General features: G+C 29.2%; 20 protein-coding genes and 2 pseudogenes. 1 reads left to right on the plus strand and 21 read right to left on the minus strand.

Features of this window, described 5'->3' with window-relative positions:
* A pseudogene (locus DYH56_RS16515) lies at positions 1–125 on the plus strand (IS30 family transposase); the annotation flags it as partial.
* 12 nt (positions 126–137) lie between these two features.
* Here the strand turns inward: DYH56_RS16515 and DYH56_RS16480 are convergent.
* The 21 genes and pseudogenes from DYH56_RS16480 to DYH56_RS13660 form a co-directional block, all read right to left on the minus strand.
* Positions 138–242 (minus strand): annotated as a pseudogene (locus DYH56_RS16480) (GxxExxY protein); the annotation flags it as partial.
* Between the two features lie 199 nt (positions 243–441).
* Positions 442–1,323, minus strand: a complete 882-nt coding sequence (gene galU, locus DYH56_RS13565; RefSeq protein ID WP_114643418.1) for a UTP--glucose-1-phosphate uridylyltransferase GalU — start codon at positions 1,321–1,323, stop codon at positions 442–444.
* Positions 1,324–1,693: 370 nt separating this feature from the next.
* Positions 1,694–2,074 carry a GxxExxY protein gene (locus DYH56_RS13570; protein WP_199533034.1) on the minus strand — a complete coding sequence of 127 codons (381 nt, stop codon included), beginning with the start codon at positions 2,072–2,074 and terminating at the stop codon, positions 1,694–1,696.
* 506 nt (positions 2,075–2,580) lie between these two features.
* Positions 2,581–3,747 carry a nucleotide sugar dehydrogenase gene (locus DYH56_RS13575; protein ID WP_114643419.1) on the minus strand — a complete coding sequence of 389 codons (1,167 nt, stop codon included), beginning with the start codon at positions 3,745–3,747 and terminating at the stop codon, positions 2,581–2,583.
* A 236-nt stretch (positions 3,748–3,983) separates the two neighbouring features.
* Complete coding sequence (locus tag DYH56_RS13580; RefSeq protein WP_114643420.1) at positions 3,984–4,364, minus strand: GxxExxY protein; 381 nt, start codon at positions 4,362–4,364, stop codon at positions 3,984–3,986.
* A gap of 218 nt (positions 4,365–4,582) precedes the next feature.
* Entirely contained in the window at positions 4,583–5,617 is a 1,035-nt protein-coding gene (locus DYH56_RS13585; RefSeq protein WP_114643421.1) for a GDP-mannose 4,6-dehydratase, read from the minus strand.
* A 223-nt stretch (positions 5,618–5,840) separates the two neighbouring features.
* Positions 5,841–6,965, minus strand: coding sequence for a non-hydrolyzing UDP-N-acetylglucosamine 2-epimerase (wecB, locus tag DYH56_RS13590; RefSeq protein ID WP_114643422.1), 1,125 nt, complete (start codon positions 6,963–6,965; stop codon positions 5,841–5,843).
* Between the two features lie 61 nt (positions 6,966–7,026).
* Positions 7,027–7,398, minus strand: a complete 372-nt coding sequence (locus DYH56_RS13595; RefSeq protein ID WP_202922735.1) for a GxxExxY protein — start codon at positions 7,396–7,398, stop codon at positions 7,027–7,029.
* 66 nt (positions 7,399–7,464) lie between these two features.
* Complete coding sequence (locus DYH56_RS13600) at positions 7,465–8,586, minus strand: polysaccharide biosynthesis C-terminal domain-containing protein (protein WP_199533035.1); 1,122 nt, start codon at positions 8,584–8,586, stop codon at positions 7,465–7,467.
* A gap of 91 nt (positions 8,587–8,677) precedes the next feature.
* Complete coding sequence (locus DYH56_RS13605; protein ID WP_114643423.1) at positions 8,678–9,043, minus strand: GxxExxY protein; 366 nt, start codon at positions 9,041–9,043, stop codon at positions 8,678–8,680.
* 114 nt (positions 9,044–9,157) lie between these two features.
* Positions 9,158–10,183, minus strand: coding sequence for a polysaccharide biosynthesis protein (locus DYH56_RS13610; RefSeq protein ID WP_114643424.1), 1,026 nt, complete (start codon positions 10,181–10,183; stop codon positions 9,158–9,160).
* Entirely contained in the window at positions 10,184–11,530 is a 1,347-nt protein-coding gene (locus tag DYH56_RS13615; protein ID WP_114643425.1) for a lipopolysaccharide biosynthesis protein, read from the minus strand.
* Positions 11,531–11,587: 57 nt separating this feature from the next.
* Entirely contained in the window at positions 11,588–12,829 is a 1,242-nt protein-coding gene (locus DYH56_RS13620) for an O-antigen ligase family protein (RefSeq protein WP_114643426.1), read from the minus strand.
* 10 nt (positions 12,830–12,839) lie between these two features.
* Positions 12,840–13,859, minus strand: coding sequence for a glycosyltransferase family 2 protein (locus DYH56_RS13625; RefSeq protein ID WP_114643427.1), 1,020 nt, complete (start codon positions 13,857–13,859; stop codon positions 12,840–12,842).
* A gap of 9 nt (positions 13,860–13,868) precedes the next feature.
* Positions 13,869–15,176: a glycosyltransferase family protein gene (locus DYH56_RS13630; protein WP_114643428.1), complete on the minus strand. Its 1,308-nt coding sequence runs from the start codon at positions 15,174–15,176 to the stop codon at positions 13,869–13,871.
* Positions 15,177–15,185: 9 nt separating this feature from the next.
* Positions 15,186–15,719, minus strand: a complete 534-nt coding sequence (locus DYH56_RS13635; protein ID WP_114643429.1) for an acyltransferase — start codon at positions 15,717–15,719, stop codon at positions 15,186–15,188.
* 1 nt (position 15,720) lies between these two features.
* Positions 15,721–16,872 carry a glycosyltransferase gene (locus DYH56_RS13640; protein ID WP_114643430.1) on the minus strand — a complete coding sequence of 384 codons (1,152 nt, stop codon included), beginning with the start codon at positions 16,870–16,872 and terminating at the stop codon, positions 15,721–15,723.
* A 16-nt stretch (positions 16,873–16,888) separates the two neighbouring features.
* On the minus strand, positions 16,889–17,449 hold the full coding sequence (locus DYH56_RS13645; RefSeq protein WP_114643431.1) for an acyltransferase: 561 nt from the start codon (positions 17,447–17,449) through the stop codon (positions 16,889–16,891).
* 15 nt (positions 17,450–17,464) lie between these two features.
* Positions 17,465–18,520 (minus strand): glycosyltransferase family 2 protein, encoded by a 1,056-nt coding sequence (locus tag DYH56_RS13650; protein WP_114643432.1) that lies wholly within the window; start codon positions 18,518–18,520, stop codon positions 17,465–17,467.
* 14 nt (positions 18,521–18,534) lie between these two features.
* A complete protein-coding gene (locus tag DYH56_RS13655) occupies positions 18,535–19,641 on the minus strand; it encodes a glycosyltransferase family 4 protein (RefSeq protein ID WP_114643433.1) in 1,107 nt (368 codons plus the stop codon).
* Between the two features lie 13 nt (positions 19,642–19,654).
* Entirely contained in the window at positions 19,655–20,566 is a 912-nt protein-coding gene (locus DYH56_RS13660) for an NAD(P)-dependent oxidoreductase (RefSeq protein WP_114643434.1), read from the minus strand.
* Between the last annotated feature and the right edge of the window lie 470 nt (positions 20,567–21,036).

Consider the following 21,036-nt stretch of genomic DNA (forward strand, 5'->3'; position numbering starts at 1 on the left):
CAAAAGAAGAGGTAAATATAGCAGTACAAAAAATAAATAATAGACCAAGGAAATGTTTAGGATGGAAAACTCCCCATGAAGAATTCTGGGGAGAACCAGGTGTTGCATTTAATTTGACAATCTAGGTAACACAAACATCTTTCATAAGTAGATTCTAATAACCCAGGACCTAATTCTTTATGTACCTTAATAGCTAATCCAATTACTCTATAAGACAGTTGTTCAACTTTTTGATCCATCATCTAAATCACCTCTTTATGAACTTTTATTGCTTTTTTCCCATATCCAAGGTTCTTGATCTTTATAGTTTATGACTATAGATTTTTATATTCATTTTTCCTAAAATCCAATTTATTAAAAATTCACTAAGTTTTATTTACCCTTTGAGATCTTACTTTCCTTTTTTTCTTCGTGATCTTCGTGTCCAAGAGTTTTAGTTTCTTAGCTTTTATTGTACACTTCCTTAAGATATTCTCTCAGTCCTTGAGAGGTTTCCTTATTCCTCATCCCAAACTCTATATTGGCTTTCAGCAGCCCCAATTTACTTCCTATGTCATATCTTTTCCCCTTAAATTTATACGCTCCTACATCTTTCCCGTCTTTTATCATAGCCAGGATAGAATCTGTAAGCTGTATCTCACCACCTACACCTGCACCTTGTTTTTCCAGGTGAGCAAATATATCACTGGTCAACAAGTATCTTCCTAAACAGGCCATTTTAGACGGTGCATCTTCTAATCTTGGTTTTTCTATGAAATCTGACATCAAGACAGTATCTTCATCCAAGCTCTTAATCGGTTTTACTATCCCGTATTTGGATACATCACCATCTGCTACTTCCTGAACGCCTATAACACTGTTACCGTATCTTTCATAGTTTTCAATGAGCTGCTTGGTTACTGGTTTTTCCTCGTTGTACATAATATCGTCACCCAGGGCTATTACAAAAGGTTCATCTCCTATGAATGGCTTTGCCTTCAAGATAGCATGACCCAGTCCCAGTGGCTTATTCTGTCTCACATAGAAGATATTTGCCATACTGGAGATATGATTTATCTTATCCAATAGTTCTGACTTACCCTTCTCCGCCAGAGTTGTTTCTACCTCGAAGGAGTAATCGAAGTGATCTTCTATGGAATTTTTATTTCTCCCTGTTACTATAACGATATCTGTTATTCCAGATTCCACTAATTCTTCCACTATATACTGTAACGATGGCCTGTCTACAATGGTAAGCATCTCCTTAGGTTGTGCCTTTGTAGCAGGGAGTACCCTGGTACCTAATCCCGCTGCCGGTATAACTGCTTTTGTAATTTTTTTCATATTCGTTCTCCTTTGGATTAATTTTATATTTTTTATAGATCTTTCTTTGCCACCAATTCACACTAATTTTTAAAGCTTTTACTGCTACAACACAGAAGTCTTTTCTTTGTCGCAGATTACACGGATTTTCCCAGATTTATAAATTCAAAAGCTTTTTTTCTTTTTACCGCTAATTACGCGAATTATCGCTAAGGATATACGAGTATTCATTTTTTTCATACTCAAAGAGAATCTTTTTTCTTTTGCCGCTAATTACGCCAATAATATCTTTTACTGCTTATCATAGGAGTTTTTTTCTTTTTGGTTAGAACCTTATTTATCTATTTATTCGTGTCATTAGCGTAATTCGCGGCTAGTTTTTACTCTTTTATCAATTATTCTCCAACACTACCCTTCTGTATTCTAATTTTTCATTTTTGAAATTAAGAATAATACCTAATTTCATCCCTGTTATTTTTAAATAATTCATAGTCTGAGCTATATGTATACCAGTTATCTTTTCTACAGTTTTTAACTCTAAAATTATACTATTTTCAACTACTATATCAGCAACATAATCGCCTATATTTTTTTCATAGTATAAAATTTCAAGATATTTTTGTTGCTCTGCATTGATTTTATTTTTTTCAAAGAGAATCATTAAAGCGTTTTCATATACTTTTTCTAAGAATCCTGTACCTAAATCTCTATGAACTTTCATTGCCAACCCCACTACTTGATAACTTAAATCTTTATATAATAAAATACTCATAATATCAGACCTCCATAAATCAAAATACTTAGCCGCTAATTAAAATTTCTCAACGCAGAGACACAGAGTGCACTGAGAAAACCTTATTTTTGTCACGAATTATATACAAGATTATTAAAGCAGTCTACAGCACAGAAGTTTTTTCTTTTTTTTGATTAGAACCTAATTTATCTTTTATTAGCGATCATCCGCGTAATTCGCGGCTAAGTTTTGCTCTTTATCTTTTATTTTCTTTCTTAATTTTTGTAGTTTAAATTATTGTCACTGACTTTAACTCCATATATAAACATTTTTTATCTCTATGTTTTATTAGCGGTAATCCGCGTAATTCGCGGCTAATTTTTATTCTTTCATCGTGTTTTTTCTTTGGAACTATTAATATCTATACCTTTATATTAACCTCTTCATAAAGAAAACCCTCTTTAAAGTAAGGTTTCATCCTAATATTAAAGAAGGTTTTTATTTTTTATTCGCGTTATTAGCGTAATTCGCGGCTAAAATATCATTTAGTCTCTTGCAAAAAGATCACGTGTGTATATCTTGTGTTCAACATCTTTTAATTTGTCACAAAGACGATTTGTCACAATGACATCAGCCATATCTTTAAATTCATCTAAGTCTCTGATAACTTTAGAATTAAAGAAACTATCTTCCTTCAATACCGGCTCATAGATCACTACCTCTACTCCCTTAGCTTTTAGTCTCTTCATGATTCCCTGTACCGCTGAGGCTCGGAAGTTATCCGAATCCATCTTCATGGTAAGTCTGTAGATTCCCACTACCTTTGGGTTTCTTTTTAAGATTTTCCTAGCAACATGATCCTTTCTTGTTGTGTTAGAATCTACTATTGCCTGGATTATATTATTCGGTACACTTTCATAGTTTGCTCTAAGCTGCTTGGTATCTTTAGGAAGGCAATATCCACCATATCCAAATGAAGGGTTGTTGTAGTGGTTTCCAATTCTCGGATCCAGTCCCACTCCCTCTATGATCTGCTTAGTATCTAGTCCATGCACCTCTGCATAGCTGTCCAGTTCATTGAAGTATGCTACCCTCAGAGCAAGATAGGTATTGGAAAATAACTTCACCCCTTCTGCCTCGGTGGATTCTGTAAATAAGATAGGTATATCCTCTTTAATAGCCCCCTCTGCTAAAAGATCCGCAAAGATTCTTGCTCTTTCACTATCTTCACCAACTATTATCCGTGAAGGGTGAAGGTTGTCATAGAGTGCTTTTCCTTCCCTTAAAAATTCAGGTGAGAAGATGATATTCTCTATACCAAATTTTTCTTTAATACTCTTAGTATATCCTACAGGCACTGTAGACTTAATTACCATAGTAGCATTAGGATTTATTTCCAACACATCTTTTATTACTACCTCAACTAAGCTGGTATCGAAGAAGTTGTTTACCTCATCATAGTTTGTAGGAGTGGCAATGATTACATATTCTGCTCCTTCATATGCCTCTTTTCTATCTAAGGTTGCCTTTAAATTTAATTCCTTATTAGTTAAATAATCTGAGATATAATCATCTACTATAGGTGATATCTTGTTATTTATCATATTAACTTTTTCTTCAATGACATCTAAAGCAATTACTTCATTATTTTGTGCTAAAAGTACTGCATTTGATAAACCAACATAACCAGTACCCGCTATTGTTATTTTCATAAAAAACTCCTTTTGACGTAGACTAAATCCCAACTTTTAAAACCCAATAAAATCCACATCTTATATTTTATTTTTGAAATTTTGAAAAAGAAAAAGGCTAATAGCCTCATTCTTAAATCATAATTTTTTGATGCTGACTAAAATCTGACTTTTTAATAATGACAAAACCTATTTTTTTATTTAAGTCATTACAATAGTCCTCTTTTTTTAAGTCTATAAAAGTCTGCGTCTAATATTTAATTTTTATTTCTAAATATCTTTCTCTTAAAAGTTAGCTTTTCTCCAAAATTCACTAATAATCCAATTTCTATATTAGTTGCTTTAAGATAATTAACTAATTGTACTTCATGTGATTTTGTTAATTGAGAAATAGCTTTTAACTCTATAATAACTTTATCTTCAACTATAATATCACTTCTGTATTTACCTACTAAAACTTCTTTATAGAAAACTTCTATTTCTTTTTGACTTTCAACTTTTAATCTCATGTTTTTCAATTCTACAATTAAAGCATTTTCGTAAACACTTTCAAGGAATCCATAACCCAATTCATCATGTACTTTATAAAAACATTTTATTATTTTTTCAGTTAAACTCTTATATAGATATTCAGTCATATTTTAGTCCTCTTTTTTAAGTCGTTTAAAGTCTGTGTCTAATTTTTTGACGCTGAATTTGGCATGACTTTTTGAAAGATGACTTTAATCTGACTTTTAATCTTATATGAATTTAAGATTTTATACATATGATTATTTTTTAGGTCAGATTACAATATACATATTCAGTCATAGTTTAGTCTTCTTTTTTTAAGTCGTTCAAAGTCTGCGTCCAGATTTTATTTCCCCTTATACCATTCTACAAATTTCTCTATCCCCTCTTCAAAAGTCAACGTAGGATTGTATCCTGTCATCTCTTTAAGTTTAGTTACATCTGCATAGGTTCTATCTACATCTCCAGGTTGCATAGGCATTCTGTTGATAATAGCTTTTTTATCTAATACTTTTTCAATTGTCTCTATCATCTCTGCTAGCGATACTGGGCTGTTACTACCTATGTTAAATATCTCATATACACTCTCATTGTTCTCTACATAAGCTATAGATTTACATATTCCATTCACAATATCAGATACATATGTATAGTCTCTAGAAGTACTTCCATCCCCATAAACTGGTATTGATTCTTCCGATAAAATCAACCTCGTAAATTTATTGATGGCTAAATCCGGTCTCTGTCTTGGACCATATACTGTAAAGAATCTTAAAAATGCCATATTCATCTTATAAAGGGAATGATATACATGTCCCATAACTTCATTGGATTTTTTAGTAGCTGCATATGGAGAAATAGCATAGTCCACCACATCTGTTTCCTTAAATGGAACTACCTTGTTATTTCCATATACAGATGAGCTGGAAGCCGCAACTATATTTTTAACCCCAAACTTTCTGCAGCATTCCAATATATTTTGAGTTCCTCTTCCATTTACTTCTTGATAAAGAATAGGATCTTCAATAGAAGGTCTTACCCCTGCTCTAGCAGCTAGGTGAACCACAGTGTCTATCTTATTTTCAGAGAAGATTCTCTCAAGAGATTCAAGATCTCTGATATCCACAACCTCAAGGGTATAATTTTCTGAATCAACCGTTTTTTTTAATTTTTTTAACCTTTCTTCTTTTTTTAATTGTACATTGTCAATTGTACATTGTACATTACCTGTGCTCTCCAAAGTATTTTCTATTTTGATTGTCAAATCGTAGTAGTCATTAAAATTATCGATGTTTATTACTATATTTCCTTCTGCTAACAACTTTTCTGTTAGATGTGAACCAATGAAACCTGCTCCCCCTGTTATTAGATATGTTTTCACTATTCTTTCCTCCTATATTTTATTAGTTAAAAATTTATAATTACCAATTGACATTTTTACTTTTAACTTTTTACTTTTTACTAGCAACTATATTATTTTGAGCCTATGAAGCCTGAGGCTCCCGTTACTATGTAAGTTTTCATTTCATCTCCTTCTGTTTTTCATTTTAAACTTAATAAAAAGGACATCTTTTTAGATATCCTTTTTATCTTAAATTAAAAAATTATTTTTTCCACACTACTCTATTTATATAATCAGTATAAGATAAAATTATTCTCAATACCTTGTCAGATACATTTGGCATACTGTAATCCGCTACTTGTCTCAATGTATCTTTTTCTTGAGTTTCCAATATTTCCAGCCCTTGCATAATTCTTTCTTTTTCCAATCCTACCATCATTACACTTGCTTCTTCCATAGCTTCTGGTCTTTCATGGGCTTGTCTAATATTTAATGCAGGGAATTTTAGGATAGAAGATTCTTCACTTATTGTTCCGCTGTCACTTAATACTGCCTTAGCTTTTGTTTGAAGTTTGACGTAATCATTGAATCCCAGCGGTTTCATTAGAGATACTAAAGAATTAAATTTAATCCCTTTTTCATTGATCTTATTTCTTGTTCTTGGGTGTGTAGATACAATTACCGGCATTTGATATTTTTCTGCTACTTCATTTAAAGTATCTACTAGATTCATGAAATTTTCATCGGAACTGATATTTTCTTCTCTGTGAGCTGATACTACAAAGTATTTCCCCTCTTCTAATTCTAATCTTTCCAATACATCTGAATTTTCTATATCTTGTAATCTAGAATTAACTACTTCAAACATCGGACTTCCAGTTTTGATTATCCTGTCTGCTGATAATCCTTCTCTTAAAAGATATTCTCTGGCTATGTCACTATAAGTCATATTTATATCTGAAATATGATCTACTATTTTCCTATTTGTTTCTTCAGGTACCCTTTGGTCAAAACATCTATTTCCTGCCTCCATATGGAAGATAGGAATTTTTCTTTTCTTCGCTGCAATTGCACAAAGGCAAGAGTTTGTATCCCCTAATACCAAGAATGCATCTGGTTTTACCTCTTCCATTATAGGATCTACCTTAATTAAGATATTTCCTACAGTCTCTATAGCCGTTCCTGTAGCTGCATTTAAGAAATAATCTGGTTTTCTTAGATTAAAGTCTTTAAAAAATACCTCATTTAATTCATAGTCATAATTTTGCCCTGTATGGACTATTATATGATCTATAGCTTCTGATTCTTCCAATTTATTTATAACAGCTGATAATCTGATTATCTCAGGTCTAGTCCCTACCACTGTCATTACTTTAAGTTTTTTCACTCTCTACCTCCACAAAATAACTCTTTGTCACGAATTACACATATTAACACTAATTTATTAGTTACATCACTACTCTTTCAAATTTAAGTTTTTCTTTTCCAAAATTAAGTATAATCCCTAACTTTTTATTAGTAGCTTTTAAATAATTTGCCACTTGTGCCTTGTGAACTTCTTTTATTTGAGTTGCAACTTTAAGTTCTACAATAATTTTATCTTCAATTAATAAATCAGAAATATAATTTCCTATTTCTTTTTTATGAAATTCAATTATTATTTGTTTTTGTTGCTCTATTTTTATATTATTTTCCTTTAATAATATTACTAAAGCATTTTCATATACTTTTTCTAAAAAACCATAACCCAATTCTCTATGTACTTCCATTGCCAAACCTATTATTCTATATGATAATTCTTTATACAAAATATCAATCATAACAAGCTAACTCCTTTATTCGTGATTATTAGTGTCATTCGTGACTAAAAAAGCGTTCTATTTATTTTATACTTCTAAAAAATATGTATCTGGTTTATTTGGATCAAAACATTCATTTACCCACATGACAGTTACCATATCTTGAGACCCTGTATTTACTATTGAATGTGTATAACCAATAGGTATATCCACTACCTCTAGTTTTTCTCCACTTACCTTATATTCTATTATTTCTGATTCATCCATCTTTCTGAATCTAATGAGTCCATCACCACTTACCACTAAAAACTTTTCATTTTTAGTATGATGCCAATGATTTCCTTTGGTTATTCCTGGTTTTGATATATTTACAGATACCTGCCCCCTGTCCGGAGTTCGGAGAAATTCTGTAAATGATCCCCTATTATCTACATTCATCTTTAAAAAATATGAAAAATCATCTTCAGGTAAAAAACTAAGATAAGTACTGTACATCTTCTTGGTTAACACGTCTGACATATTTATTACCGATAGATCTTTTCTGCTCGCCTTAAAACTTCTTATAAGATCTGCTAGTTCTCCTAATTTTATAGAGTGTACTATAGGTATTTGATAAAATTCATTGTTTTGAGTACCTATTCCTTCTAAAGCACCTATAAATTCTTCCACTACATCATCTATATACACCAAATTTAATTGTGCATCGGGAGCATTTACCTGTATCTCTAAATTTCTGGCTATATTATGGCAATATGTAGCTACCACTGTATTGTAGTTTGGCCTGCTCCACTTTCCAAATACATTTGGCAACCTGTAAACAATAGCCTTTGTATCCATCTCTTTAGCATGGTTAAAGATTAGGTCTTCTCCTGCTTTCTTGCTCTTCCCATAGGCATTGTCTCTTTCTGCCTGAATAGATGAGGTAATAAGTACAGGGGAATTATTATTGTGTTTTTTTAATAAATCCAGTAATTCAGAGGTAAATCCAAAATTTCCTTCCATAAATTCTTTCTCATCTTTAGGTCTGTTTACACCTGCTAGATGAAATACAAACTCACATTCTTTTGAATATACATTCAATAACTCCTTACTCGTATCTATATCCACTTCAAATATATTTTCATACCCTCTATTTCTAAGTTCCGCTACCAGATTTTTCCCAATAAATCCCTTTGACCCAGTAACTAATATCTTAATTCCTTTATTCATTCTCCACCTACTTTTTAGTTTATGGTTTAACTAACAAAATTCAAAACATTTGACACAGATCTTATGGATTTAAAATCCTAATTTCCACAGATTAATTTATTATTCTTTTATACTCTAGTCCTTTAGATGAAAAATTGATCAGTAAACCTATTTTTTTATTAGTTGCTTTTAGATAATTTAATAGTTGTGCATTATGCACTTTATTTAATTTTTCTATTGATTTTAGTTCTACTATAACTTTTTCTTCAATTATAAGGTCAGCTATATATTCTCCTACTTTTTTATTGTGATAATACACATCTATAGGAAACTGATTTTTAACTTCTAAATTATTTTCTTTAAAAGCTATTAATAAAGATTTCTCATATACTTTTTCTAGAAATCCATAACCTAACTCATTGTAAACTTCCATAGCTATTCCTATAATTTTATAAGTTAAATCTTTTTCATAAAACATATAAATCACCTCAAATAGAAATCTGTGCTAATTTTTTTTAATCTGTGTTATCTGTGTCAAAATTTCTTATTCTAATCTTTTATTCTTTTCTTTGTGATTAAGCTTTTTACAGCTTTATTTTACTCCAAATTCCCTCAATTCACCTTGTATTTCATGAAGACCTATTAACATATTTCTCATCTCTTTCTCATCTAACCTATGTGTATTATGAGAATGGTATTCCTCCGCTTCTGTTAATATTTTTTCCCCATCTTTAAAATATTTTCCATAGTTTAAATCTCTATTATCAGCAGGTATTCTGAAATATCCACCCATATCTATACTCTTAGCGCTCTCTTCCTTAGTCATAAGAGCTTCATATAATTTTTCTCCGTGTCTTGTTCCTATAACACCTATCTCATGCTCCGGTTTACCTAACATATTTTTTAAAGCTACTGCTAAGTTTTCTACAGTTGAAGCTGGAGATTTCTGTATAAATAAATCTCCATTGTTTCCATGGGTAAACGCAAATAAAACTAATTCTACAGCCTGGTCTAAACTCATCATAAACCTAGTCATCTTAGGATCAGTTAATGTAAGTGGGATATCATGTTTTATTTGATCTATAAATAATGGGATTACAGAACCTCTAGAAGCCATTACATTTCCATATCTGGTAACACAGATAGTTGTATTTCCTTCACTCAATGTTCTAGCTTTAGCTATTGCCACTTTTTCCATCATAGCCTTAGATATTCCCATTGCATTGATTGGATAGGCTGCCTTATCTGTACTAAGGCATATTACTCTCTCTACTTCAGCATTTATAGCTGTATTTAATACATTTTCAGTTCCCAATACATTTGTTTGTACTGCCTGCATAGGGAAAAACTCACAAGAAGGCACCTGCTTCAATGCTGCTGCATGGAAAACATAGTTAACTCCTCTCATAGCATCAGTAATAGAATTTTTATCTCTAACATCTCCTATATAGAACTTTAATTTAGAATTATTATATACTTTTCTCATATCATCTTGCTTTTTCTCATCTCTAGAAAAAATTCTAATTTCCTTTATATCTGTGTGTAAAAATCTTCTTAGTACTGCATTTCCAAACGAACCTGTTCCACCTGTTATTAATAATATTTTTTCTTTAAACATTTATAAATCACCTTTCCCTATTAAAATTATTTTTTTATTTTTTAAAGTTTTATTTATCATAATTGATTGAAAAATGACACAAGGTGTCATCAAAATTATATTTGTTAAAATAATTGATCCCCATCCACCAACTACAAATGATAGAATGTACGCTAATGGAAATTTCATCGTTGCCATTATTACATTACAATAAATCTGCGGTTTCAAGCTACCAATTCCATTAGCTATGCTTGTGATTGCAAGAGTATAAATTATTAGACTACTATTTACAGCAAAATAAAATGCATAACTATAGTTAATAATTATTGAATTTTCTCCTAACCATAAACTTACTATATATTGCAAGAAAAAAATTAAGAAAAAACAAGCTAAAGTTGCTACTATAGATAATATGTTTAAATAATTGTATATTTTCTTTATCCAAGTATAATTTTTTTCAACATAAGCCTTTGATACAGCTGACCATATTGGATTGACAATTAACGAAAATAACACAACAAATAAATTGAACAATTTAAAATAAACCTGGTACTCAACTACATATTTAGGATCATATAACCAAGTTATTAACATTAAATTGGTTGAAACCATTACTAAAGACATTATTTGAATGAAGAAAAATTCTCCTCCTAACTTCATTATATTCCGAGCATAATTTTTAACATAAAATTTTAATGATGGTTTTGATTTTTTTAATTTAGTCAAAAATAAAGCTATTGTAGTTACTAATAATGGAACATTCATAGTTAGTACATTAATTATCGCAAGATCGTTTAGACTCTGCTCTATATTAACACTTGTATATCCTTTCATATATAATAATAATAATATAGATGAAATAAGCGCTAAAATGCTAGGTAGAACTGTTTTTTGCATAGCATATAAAATTGAAACAATCAACCGTAAAAAAAATTGTGCAATAATACCGACAAATAGAATTCTTACTACTTTTAGTAGTAGCCCATTTGGCAGTATTTCAGGTGAAATATTTAAGATCATATTCCAGTTGATAAAGCCAATAAATAAATATCCTATTATAATAATCCCTATTGATAAACTACCTAAAATAATATATGCTGACGATATGTATTGTTTTATTTTTTTATCACTTTTCTCAGATAATGCTATAACCAAATGATTTCTTAATCCATTACCTATTCCTAAATCAAAATTTAGTATCCAATTAAGCATAGATATTAAGGTAAACCAAACTCCTAAAATTACTTGATCCGAAAAAAAAGTCATATAAACAGGCATAGTAAACATACTAACTATTATTCCTAGACCTTTAATTAGAAAAGATCCTGTAATATTTTTTTTTAATTGACTATCATGACTTTTTTTCATTAAATTTTTCAATTTTTTTTTTATACTTTCTCCTCCTTAATATTTATTTAATGAACTCTAACACCTAATTTTTTGAGAATATTTCTTTCTAGGGCCTTCTAGTAAGTAGAAAAGGATACACCAACTAATTAAAATCCCTTGATGTGGTTCTTTATTTAGTATGCAAATTATTATTAAAATTAAAGTTATTTTTGATAGAAAGTTTGTTTTTTTTAGTATCAAAACTCCATAAATCCAGAACATAGTATATAAAAAACCTGGAATTCCTAATGCTGCCATCATAAAAGTTGAAGTTGAAGTTTGGGAGTCAACTAAATAATTAGGAGCTAGCTTTATAAATTGAATCGTTGCTTCCCCAAATCCTACACCAAAGATTGGATGTTTTGAAAATATTATTAAATTTATAAGTGGTGCGCCTATGCGGGAAGTCTTTCGTGACCCATCATTCAGTAGTTTTCCAAATACTTCTTCATTCTGAGAAATCAACATTAAGATTATATTTTCATAATTTATATAGCAAAACAAAAATATTATTATTACTAATATCCCTAAAGCTATAGATTTTATATTTCTTCCCTTCTTGTATTTTCTATCTAAAAATAATACAAATATTGGAATTAATAATATAATTCCTGCTGTTGAGTGAGCTGATATAAGACCTAAAATAAATATAGCAATATTTATTAAGGATGTTTTAACTCTTTTAAATTTAAGCTCAAATATAATCGCAAAAATTAAAATAGAAGAAAATAATCCAGGTTCCCAAAATAACGCTTGATTTCGTGCATAACCTGTATATAGAGGATAAAAATATATCCAGGCATTATAAAAAATTCTTCCATTAACATTTTCTATTAATGGAAAATTTAAACTAATCCCTAATACATTTATTAAAAAAAACATTATTAAAGATATCAAAGTAATAACTTTTACACTTTTTAAATAGTAATTTATAAAGTTGGAAAATGAAATTACTTGAGATAAAAAGAAAGCAATCACAATATAAAGCAAATAAGTTATATATAACTTATAGCTTGAAAATTCTGCATTTATAGTAAAAGTCATAACATATATAATTATAAAATAAAAAAAAGCTATATGTTTTATAGTTAATTTTTTTTTAAAGCCTTTCTTTAACAACATACATCCTAATATAATTGATGTAGGTATCATTAAAATTGTTCCTATACTTTTCGAAGTAGTTATCAATAAATATCCACTGTTATAAATTAATGTAACAATTATTAAAAGAAATCCTATACTTCTAACTTTTTCAAAGAAATTCGCTTTTATTTTCATAATTATAACCTTACCTTAATTCTGTAGATTTTGACTTAAACTTTTCATATTTATTTATTCCACATATCCTTTTTATAAACCTTGCAATAGTTGACTTTATTCTAATTCTTTTAGGAAATAAAATGATCTTGTCTACTTTTTTTTCATATTCCAAATCAGTTAATACTGTTTTAGGGTGCTTAAGTGGAAAAGCCAATGGAAAAGACTCTATTCCACAAAATCGCCTTGTCATAATGTTTGAAAATGAAGTTCCTCCGTGTGTAGATAAGTTATCTACACCTATATTTTTTATCTGGTTATAACAAGGAGAAATTCCTAGTACATTATGTGCTCGAATTGAAAAAGCCATTTGAAAATCCCATGAAGAAAACCTTTGATTTTTTTCTTTTCGATATAGTTCAGTGGAAGCACTATTGATCTGCTGATGATAAAGAGAAACATTGGTATATTCATCTTTTACTCTTTTTACTATATCTTTGTCAGTCAGTAACTGAAGTTCACCATCATAATAACTTTCGAATTTCCCTTTCCAAGAAGCCCATCCGCAAGGCAATAGATGTTTTGTAAATACATAACTTGAACCGTCTTGTGGTTGGTATTTTTCTAAATAGTTTGTTCCACATATCCATAAAACACGAGAATCATTTTTATATCTTTCAAGCATTTCTTTACAAAATGGGAAAAATGTTTCTTCAGGTAAATTATCATCCTCTAAAAAAATAGCATGTTCTTCTTTTGATAATACCCATTTAGCTCCTAGTCCAATTCGATTATAAATTCCTACATTCTCTTCTGCATAATCACGGATTATTTCACAATTCCAAGTAATTCCTTCTTCGATAATCTTTCTAGCTTTATCGATTTCAATCTTCTCTTCCTCTGTACGGGGTCCATCAGAAATGATATATAATTTTTGAGGTCTTAATGGTTCTATTCTTTTTAAAATTCTCAAAACAGTCTTATAACGCTTAAAGGTAAATAAAACTATTGGTATGTCGAATTGTTTATTGTTATTTGAAATTGTATTCATATTTACCACCTAATAATTTTTTTTTACAGATTCAACTATAGATTTATAGAAAATTTTATCTGTATCTTTTGTATCATGATTTTTCATTGCAAGCATACGCCCATTTTTTACAAGATTATTTTTTAATTTATTGTCTTGAACAAACCGTTCTACTGCTAATATTAATTCATCTTTATTGAAAGCTGTATACGCTGCTTGCTCATTCTCTAAGTATTTGTATAAATATAATTTTCGAGGTCCATAAAATAAAACAGGACGATTTGAGGATAGATATTCTGGTATTTTAGTCGATATAGAATACTTGAAGAAACCATATAGTTGTGAATTGTCCTGTTCTGTGTGCAAAAGCACATCTGCTTTATCGAATACTGATTTAATCTCTTCGTTCGGAACAAAATCATAGAATTGCACAAAGTTAGGATTAAAATGTTTTTTATAATGATCTTTATTTTGCTTTCCAGTATATATTTTTAAAATAATTTTTTTATTAAGTTTTGTTGAAACGATTTCTATCGCTTCACTAATATCTTTCAATGACTTCCATCTTTCTAGATGTAAGCCACCGGCATAAACAAAAGAAAAGATCTCAGAGGATACTTTAGTTTCACAAAACATAGAGTTTACATCCACAGAATTCATAATCATGTAATGCGGAATATTCCACCTTTGACTGTATACTTCTGCCATTTTAGGGCTTATTGCAAGTGCTCTTACTGAGCTTTTATATGTCTTTTTTACCCAGCAATCTAAAATTGCTTTATATGGTTTTAAAAATCTATTATTATTCCACTGTAATGTTTCTTGCCAGTTGTCCATAGAATGCATGACTATATTAATATTCTGACGCTTTGAAAAATATTGCGATAATTTCATAACTGATACACTTCCACCTAGAGTATATATTACATCAGGATTAAAATTATCTACTGCTTCTTTTAAGGAGTTGCTAATATACATGCTAGATAGATCAGTTGCTAGGCAGAGACATTGTCTCAAACTTTCTTTTCTCGAAGCACCACTTCTAATCACTTTAGTATTTGAAGTCTCTTGATCTTTTTTTAATCCACTATTAGTCTTTTTAAAAATCGCCATATTTGATAATGCCCGTAAAGGAAATGTTATTTTAGGAGTGCAAACAGTCTTTGTTCCTTTAAATTTATGTAATTTTTTCCCCTCTTCAGGTAAAATATGTATCTCCATTAGTTTATCTTTTGGCCAAGATTTCAAAATGTTTCTTAATGTTATTCCTGTAGCATTATTTTTAAAAATAGATTGTAGATTTACTACTAATATTTTTGGGTATACTTCTTTTTTCATTTGACTCCCCTAAAGCTGATTTGAAAATAATTTTTTTAATTCTTTTTCTTTTTCAATAGCAGATAAATGTCCTAAATGTAAGGAGTTTTTCTTTGCTTTTTCGAAATACTCATCAACTGTTTTTATAAATTTTGCTGGAACACCACCATAAACAGAATTATCTGGAATATCCCTAGTAACAACTGACCCAGCTGCAACAATAACATTATTTCCTATACTCACTCCTGGCAATATAACCGAATTAATACCAATATATACATCATCTCCTACTGCAATTGGACTAGATAATTCTAAATCAGGTACATATTGCCTTAAAATCAAAGTCCCGCCATCATGTGTCAAAAAACTTACATTATTTGTAATATAAACATTATTTCCTAAAGTAATCATCCATGGTTCCGTTCCCCAATTTTGTCTTCCATATAGCTTTACATTGCCTTTAATATTGACACCTTTTCTTTTGGCAAATTTTAAAGGATTCAATTTTCTTTGAATTGTATCTGGAATAAATAAAAATATTTTTCTTAACCTATATATGTTCATGTTATTTCACCACTTTATTAAAAAAATTTTGATATCTTTTTACATAATTTCTATAATCAAAGTCATTGCTGTTATTTCTGCAATAATTCTTCATTTCTTCTATCTCCCACCTATTCATATTTAAAACCTTTCCAAGTGTATTTTTTATTTCTTTTTTTGAACATTCATTTATCAAAAATCCATTTTCTCCTTCAACAATATATTTCTTCAAATCACTTGTATTTGTAGTAATTACCGGCGTTCCAGCACTTATACTTTCTATATATTTTGTAGGAAAACCGGCATTATTTACTCTTTTATTTTCTCGAATGAATACCGAAAAATCTGCTGATTTTACATATTTTAAGCTATCTAAATGGCTAGTTCTTCCTAAGAATTCAACTACTTCCCCTAATTTTTCTAAATAATTACTGTGTTTTGGATAGTAGTTTAGATATTCCTCCTTAGTTATACCAATAATATGTAATATATAATTCTCTGATAAGCTGTATAAGGCTTCTATTATTAAATTTAGTTTATCTTTATGTCTACCTGGAACTCCCGAATAAACAAAATGAATCTTATTATCATCAAAGTCAAGCATTTCACAATTCCATTTTTCTTCTGTTTTATCTACAAGTGGTGGAATACAGATTGTCTTAGTAGATTTCTTATAAAAATTTTCTAGGTAACTACTTATGCATATTACGCCATCAATATTTTTTTGAATATAGTTCATACGAATATTATTATCTATGTTTCCCAATTTATTCTTTGCCTCGTACCATTCCGTACAATCTGCTATAAGTCTAATATTATGTCTTTTACAGTAATTCTTAATCCTTAAAAATGCACCTGATGGATAGTTGTAACATATTATAAGCTTTATATTATTGCACTCTTTTATTATTTGTTTAAAATATTTTATATTAAAATAATAATTAATTTTATTTAAAGGTGTTTTATATCTCGCTATTGACCAACAATCAAAATCTTGAATATTATTTTTTTTATGGAAAGGTTTTTTATTTTCTTTATTTCTGTCCACATCAATAAAAATAACGCGATAACCCAGTTCACGAAATACTTTTGCATTATTTAGTACTCTATGGGCTGATGCGCTTTTGTCAGGCATTTCATAACTCCCTATATAAATAATATCTCCATTATTCATAATTTTGTTCCCTCCCTTATTCTTTACGATATTTTATAACTTCAGTTTCACGTTTTTGAATAATGATCGTATTATCAGGGAATGTACCACTAATAATACTACCTGCTGCAATTACGCAATTATTCCCAATTTTTGTTCCCTTTAAAATTATTACATTTGCTCCCACCCAAACTTCATTTCCAATTTGTACACTTCCATATTTATATTTCCCTGCTGTCAATCCACCCGTTGCTTTAAAATCATGATCATGATCATATATTAAAACATTTGGACCAAAATCTGTTCCCTCACCTATTGAGATTTCATGACGACAGGTAATCATACATTTATATCCAAAGGTTGTGTTTTTCCCTATCGTTAATTTAGCTCCATTTCTCACTCGAAATTTACTACCTGAATGTGCTCTGACCGCTTCTTTCAAAACTAATAACGAATTCTTACCAATATCAAGTTCCGTATTCGGTGAAAATCTTTCAATTAGATGAAACCGAAAGCATTTTCCATGAAAAAGCTTTATTATTGAAAATTTTAAAAACGAAAAAATTACACTGATAAGGTTTTTAATATGTCTTTTCATCTAAATTTCTCCTTTCTATCGTTTTTTTGCTTCTATGATTATTCTCATAATTTTAGACATTAAATAAACACCTGGAACAAATTTCCATTTAGCAAATTTAAAGTATACATTCCAATGTAATGGGAAATAGGAATAATCCAACTTACTATAAGCTTCCCTATAACTTTCATTATTTAATATTTTTTTAAATTCTTTATATGTATCTTTAAAGTTATTTTGCTTTAAAGCATTACCACTAAGAGGTATAATACTAAAACAAATTCGGCTATAATATGCATCATACGCCTTTTGAGTCTGAGTATTGTTATCAAGAAAATCTTTTACGTACTCTCCCCAATATAACCATTTTTTAAATAATCCTTCTCTATAGCCTTTAGTAAAGGATGTCATATTATTTCGTCGATAATGATATAGACATTCATCAATATAAACTGCTTTTTTTGAGTTTATTAAATATTGTAAATTAAACAATTGGCATTCAGATGGAACCAATTTAAGGTCTATATAGGATATATTATTATCTTTTAAAATCTCTGTTCTATACAACTTCCCCCATACTGATACCAGTGTATCTAGTAACTTGGGATTCCTTAATTTTTCAGAAGTTAATCCTAAAACACCACAATATAACTCATCATAAACTTCTGCTTCATTAAAAATAATCTCTTTTTGCGGAAAAAACTTTTTTTTAATACTTCCCGATGAAGATTCACTTATATAACAAAATAGTACTGTATCAGCTTTATTTAATTGCGCATGATTATATACTTTTTCACATGATGAATAATCCATCCAATCGTCACTATCAACAAACATAGTAAATTTGCCTTTGGCAATTTGAATACCTGAATTTCTTGCACCTGATGGTCCTTGATTTTCTAAATCTAAAACAATGATTCTATCATCTTTTTTAGCATAATTTTCCAGTATTTTAATACTTCTATCTGTAGAACCATCATTGACTGTAATTATCTCAATATCTTTAAAGGTTTGGTTAATAAGAGAATCCAAACATTTTTTTAAATACTTTTCAGTATTATACACCGGTACAATTATACTGATTTTAGGCACTTAACTTCCTCCTTTTATTGAATCCCCATAATTTCAAGCATATGCTTGTTAACAATATTAACATCATATTTTTCACTACATATTTCTAAACTTTTATGACCCATCTCTAAAGTCTTCTTAGGATTATTTAACATATCCTTCATCTTCTCAGCCAATTCCCTGCTACATTTAGGGTTTACTAAAAATCCATTTACCTTATCTTTAACTGCATCTCTACAACCGTTCCAATCCGTTGTTATGATAGGTTTCCCCATAGACATAGATTCTAATATAGTTCTTGGAAGACCTTCTCTATAATAAGTTGGTAATACAAATACTCTCGCACTTTCTAGTATTGGAACTACATTTTTTACTTCTCCTGGAAACTCAATTATCCCTTTATCTATATAAGGTTGTAATTCTTCAGGCTGAATCGCACCTAAAGAAGTATCATATCCTCCTAATAAAATAAATCTTGCTTCTGGATATTCTTTCTTAACCTTTTTAGCCGCTTCTAAATATTCAAATATTCCTTTTTCTTTAATTATTCTTGAAATCATTAAAAAAATAGGTTCTTCTGGTAACTTAACAGCTTTAAACCTTTCCATATTAACTCCAGACCCGTTGACATGAACTGTCTTACTCTTAGCTAAATATTTACGTCCTACAAATTCTTCTAAATCATCTGTATTTTGGAAGATAACCTTGTTACAACATTTAAAAGCAGTTTTGTATAAAACCCCTGTTATACTCCTAATCATTTTTATTTTTAGAGAATCTGAACCATATATTCTTCCTGCTCCTGCAATCATAGGATATATCTTTCTCACTCCACTGTGATAGGCAGCCAAACTGCTATATATTACAGGTTTTATATTATAACTAAAAACTAGTTCTGGTTTTTCTTCTTTAATAACTTTTTTCAAATTTAGATAATATTGGAAGTCACCTTTTATGCTTGTATTATCTTTAGAAAAAGGTACTTCTCTAAATTTTATGCCTAATTTTAATATATCTTCCATAAAATCTTTATTTGGTCCAAGAGCTACTACTTCATGACCTTTTGCAACCATTTCTTTAATTAAGTCCCCTCTGAAGTTAAAAAGGGTCTTATTTTTTGGTGAAATCACTATAATTTTCATTTTTTACTCCTTCTTATAAACATCCTTCTAAATTTTGTATTATCACTTTAAATAATCTTTCACTGACTTTATCTGAAACAAAAGAATTGTGAGGTGTAATTATAATATTTTCTAAATTCCATAATTCATTTTCTTTTGATAAAGGTTCTTCTACAAAAACATCTAATGCAGCACTCATAATTTGTTTAGATTTTAAACCTTCAATTAGTAACTCTTCATCTATTACTCCACCACGAGAAACATTTATTAAAATACTACTATTTTTCATTAACCGAAGTCTTTTTTTATTAATTAAGTGCTTAGTTTCTTCTGTAAGCGGTAAAGTTAAAATAATAATATCACTTTTAATAAGTGCCTTATCTATCTCTTGAATTTTATAAGCTTCATCTATAAATGCTTCTTTCGATACATCTAGGTCTCTGATATCTACTGCGACTACATTTACATCAAATGCTTTTAGTCTTTTTGCTATTTCATTCCCTACATTTCCAAATCCAATAATTGAGGCTGTTTTATCTGTAAGCTCTAATAATTCTCTTTGTTTTTTCCATTCTTTTTTAGCTTGACTTTTATAAAATTCATCACTTTTTTTATATATTTCCAATATTTTCAATATTACCCATTCCGCCATCGGAGTACTATATACTCCTCTAGCAGTTTCTATTTTTATATTGTGTTTTTTAATATAATCTAAGGGAACCCTATCCATTCCTGCACTTGTAAGTTGTATGAATTTTAAATTTTTAAATTTTGTTATATCATTATAAAGAAATAATCCATTACACACTACAATATCTATTTCGCTGACATCTATTTTTAAAGGTAATCGTTCATCCTGTATAAAAATAATGTCATATCCTAAAGATTTTATTTTTTGTAATTGTTGTTCTTCGTATTTAAATGCTCCTGTTAGAAGTATTTTCATATTTTTCACCTCTTATTTTAATAAAGTGGATACATCTATTAGAAATTCTATTTAAAATAAATGCAGATATTAATATAGTTATTGAAACTATTACCCAGTTTAGTGGAAATATAAAATAACTTAATTTGGGAATTATTATATATTGAACTAAATATATCTCTAATGTAATACTAGCTAAAAAATTTATGATTTTTTTAATTAATAAAGGAATTCTATTTAATTTTTCTTCTATTCCTAAAAATGATTTAAATATATAATAAAGAAAGATAAACAATATTATTTGATTTAGTATTTGATACGAACTAATTTCTTCTACTCTTGAAAATAAAAGTTTAGAAAGAAAATAAGATATTCCCATAATTAAAGTTATTATCCAATCTATCATTTTAGTTTTATTTAAAAAGTTTTGATGATTCTGTTTAAAATATAATCCTATCAACATAGAATTAAAAAATAAAAATCTTATCATT

The organism is Psychrilyobacter piezotolerans (assembly GCF_003391055.1).
Classification (GTDB): domain Bacteria; phylum Fusobacteriota; class Fusobacteriia; order Fusobacteriales; family Fusobacteriaceae; genus Psychrilyobacter; species Psychrilyobacter piezotolerans.